The following is a 3,251-nucleotide window of genomic DNA, read 5'->3' as shown; positions in this document are numbered from 1 at the left end:
GGCCCCGCCGTCGTCCGTGGTCAGTTCTGCGGCTGCCGGTCCGTCCGTTCGGCGTCGGCGAGCGCGACGATCCAGTCGACGATCCGCTCACTGTCCGAGTACCAGGGATCGTGCGGGTTCGTGTTCCAGTAGCCGATGTGCTGGATGAAGCCCAGCAGGAGGTACGGCTCGAGGAACAGGTCGACGATGCCGCTGTTGTCGTCGGCGAAGCCGGCTCCCTCGGCGCGCAGCTTCTCCACCACGACCGGCCGGCCCGGTCCCAAGGCCCAGTCGAGAATCTCCCGCATCCGTTCGGGGCTCACATCGGCGCTCGGGTCCACCGGGTACGTCGTGTCGACGACCTTGCGCAGCACGTCGAGGAGGGATTCGTCGGACTCCCACCAGTCGTCGCGGGTGACGATGTGGGCGGCCGCGCGGGCCGCCGTCACCGCCAGCGCACCGCCCAGGTCGCCGACGGTCTGCAACGGGTTCAGCAGCGTGAACCGCATCTGTCCGAGCACGCCGAGGACCAGTTCGAGCACCGCGATGTCCTCGGGTGCGTCGCACGCGACGTCGTAACGCCGGCACGAGTACACGACCCGGTCGGCCAGCGCCCCGTAGTCGGCGGGTTCCGAGGACATGAACCCGCCACCGGGCGGACCGGGCTCGCCCATCGAGTCGACCCCCGCCGGCCGGTACGGGTCACCGACGAGGACGACCCCGGCGATGTCGTCCGGTGCGACGTGGGCGTCGGCGGGCCGGTGCCCGAGTTCGCGGCTCACCCGTTCGATCACCTCGGCGCCGACGCTGTAGCCGACGAGCGCGAACCGGGTGCGCTCCCCGCAGGCGCTCTTGCGTTCGTCGAGGATGCGGTTGGTCGACGCGACGCCCGCCGCCACCGAGTCCTGATAGGTCGGCACGTCCTCGAACAGGCCCAGGCCGTAGGTGGCCGGGTACGGCACGTACATCCAGCCGATCGAGCCCGGACGGTCCGCGGTGGCCTCGCCGGCCGGGACCGTCACGTTGCCCACCCAGTTCGACCACAGCTGTCGCGACTCCTCGACCACGGGATCGCGGCCGGCCCCGGAGTCGGTGGCGCCGGAGACCGCGACGATCAGCAGGTCGGGGCACTCCAGGGCGTAGTTGTCGGGGTGGACGGCGGGCCCGGACGAACCGCTGCTCGACCCCGTCCCGGGGGCGGCGACCGCGACGGGCACGGTCAGGGACAGGGTCGCGAGCGCCGCAACAGCCGGCAGCAGCAGACGGATGGGGCGCACACGACCTCCGAGTCGGACTTTCCGGACGAAAGGGCCCACACGGCCCACTGCACGGTACTATCCCGCGCGCCGCACTGCGCGCCCGGTGGGGACGTCGGTTTTCGCGCTCTCCGGGCGCCGTCTAGGATATGGCCGTGGTCATCTTCTTCGAAGCTCTCCTTGTCCTGGCGGCCGTGCTCATCACGTGGTTCGCGGTGTACGTCCTCTACCGTCTGGTGACCGATCAGCCGTGAGTGCCGAGTCCGGTGAGGAACGGGAGGTCGTCCGCGGGAGCGGCGACAAGGCGGTCGCGGACGCCCTCGAACGGGCCAAGGCGACTGCCGACAAGAACGTCCCGATCCTGAGCGGCCTGCCCGTCCCCGACGACACCGCAAACCTGCGCCTCGGCCCGGACATGCATCCGGAGCTGTTGGCGCTGCTGCCCATGGTGGGCGTGTGGCGCGGCGAGGGCGAGGGCAACGATCCCCGCACCGGCGACTACCGCTTCGGCCAGCAGATCGTGGTCACCCACGACGGCGGCAACTACCTCGTGTGGGAGGCCCGTTCGTGGCGCCTCGACGAGGAGGGCGGTTACCGCGGCCCGGACCGGCGGGAGAGCGGATTCTGGCGGGTCTCCGGCACCGGCGCGCCCGGCAGCGAGGATCCGGAAACCCTCGAGCTGCTCCTCAATCACAGCTCCGGCGTCGTCGAGCTGTACTACGGCACCGCCCTGACCCAGTCGTCCTGGGAGCTGGCGACCGACGTGGTGATCCGAAGCCAGTCCGGCGAGGTGGTCGGCGGCGCCAAGCGCCTGTACGGCATCGTCGAGGGCGGCGATCTCGCCTACGTCGAGGAACGCGTCACCGCGGACGGGGAACTGCAGCCGCACATGTCCGCGCGGCTGGCACGCTACATCGGCTGACCGCCCGGCACTCCTTCGGAACCGCCCTCCGGGCACGCGGCCCGTTCCGCCGGTCCCCGAGCCGAGGGACGTGGTCGCGCGGCCCGCGCGCGGCCTCCGCCCACGGACGCGAACGGCCCCCGAGCGACGGACGCGAACGGCCCCCGAGCGCTACGCCGGGACGGATCGTCTCGGCGATTCCCGGTCGGACGGACCGGGAGGCTCGGGGGCCGGGTGACTGCGTGGTATTCGCCGGCCGCTGCAGCGGTCGACAATCCCGTCGTCGATGACAGCGGCTAGCGCGCAGCCACCTCACGTGTCCGATACTTCAATTCAGACCACCTCCTTTCTCGTGTACGCCCGAAAGTACGCCCCGCTCAGACCGCGGGCAACGAGTTTTTCCCCAGGCGAACGACGAGGTCGGCCGCGGTGTCGCCGGGCAGTTGGTGCGTGACGACGACGACGGTGCGCTCGGGCGCGACGAATCCGGCGTCCCGGTCCAGCAGCAGCCGCTGCAACTGCGCACCGTCGACGGCGTCGAGATGCTCGGTCGGCTCGTCGAGCAGCAGCACCCGTGCGGGGGACACGAGGGCCCGCGCGAGCAGCAACCGGCGCCGCTGGCCCCCGGAGACAGCCCGCGCACCGCCGGCCAGGGTGCTGTGCAGTCCGTCGGGAAGCCCGGCCACCCACTCCCCCAGCCCGACGTCGCCGAGCACGTCCAGCGCCTCGGCCTCGGTGAGGTCGCCGCGGGCCACCCGCAGGTTCTCCAGCACGGACGTCTCGAACAGGTGGGCGTCCTCGGCGAAGAATCCGGCCTTCTGCCGCAGGGCAGCCGGTTCGAGCTCGGCGAGCGGCACGCCGCCGAGGGTGACCGTCCCGGCGACGGGCTCGAGCAACCCCGCGAGGGTCATCAGTGTGCTGGTCTTGCCGCTGCCGCTGCTCCCGACGAGGGCGACGCGCGCGCCGGGTGGCAGGTCGAGCGTGAGGGGCCCGACGTCCCGTCCGCCGGGCCAGCCGCTGCGCAGATCGACGGCACGCAGGTGGCACGGTTCCGCGACGGGCCGGGTGCCGTGCGGCACCGGCCGGTCGGCGCGGTCGAGCAGGCCGACGACGCG

At 72.1% G+C, this 3,251-nt stretch carries 3 protein-coding genes; 1 reads left to right on the top strand and 2 read right to left on the bottom strand.

Translation table 11 applies throughout. The annotated features are described in order from the left end of the window. Positions 1-20: 20 nt before the first annotated feature. A complete protein-coding gene (locus CQZ88_RS13565) occupies positions 21-1,256 on the bottom strand; it encodes a cutinase family protein (RefSeq protein WP_102799892.1) in 1,236 nt (411 codons plus the stop codon). Positions 1,257-1,485: 229 nt separating this feature from the next. On the opposite strand from CQZ88_RS13565, the gene CQZ88_RS13560 reads away from it, so the two are divergent. Continuing rightward, entirely contained in the window at positions 1,486-2,157 is a 672-nt protein-coding gene (locus CQZ88_RS13560) for an FABP family protein (protein WP_029541483.1), read from the top strand. A gap of 356 nt (positions 2,158-2,513) precedes the next feature. Here the strand turns inward: CQZ88_RS13560 and CQZ88_RS13555 are convergent. Further along, on the bottom strand, positions 2,514-3,251 hold a 738-nt coding region (locus tag CQZ88_RS13555; protein WP_146034305.1), incomplete at its 5' end, for an ATP-binding cassette domain-containing protein.

Origin of the sequence: Rhodococcus sp. ENV425, from assembly GCF_002887785.1 — a bacterium.
In the GTDB taxonomy this organism is placed as follows: domain Bacteria; phylum Actinomycetota; class Actinomycetes; order Mycobacteriales; family Mycobacteriaceae; genus Rhodococcus; species Rhodococcus aetherivorans.
This window is presented reverse-complemented; position numbering and strand designations above follow the sequence as displayed.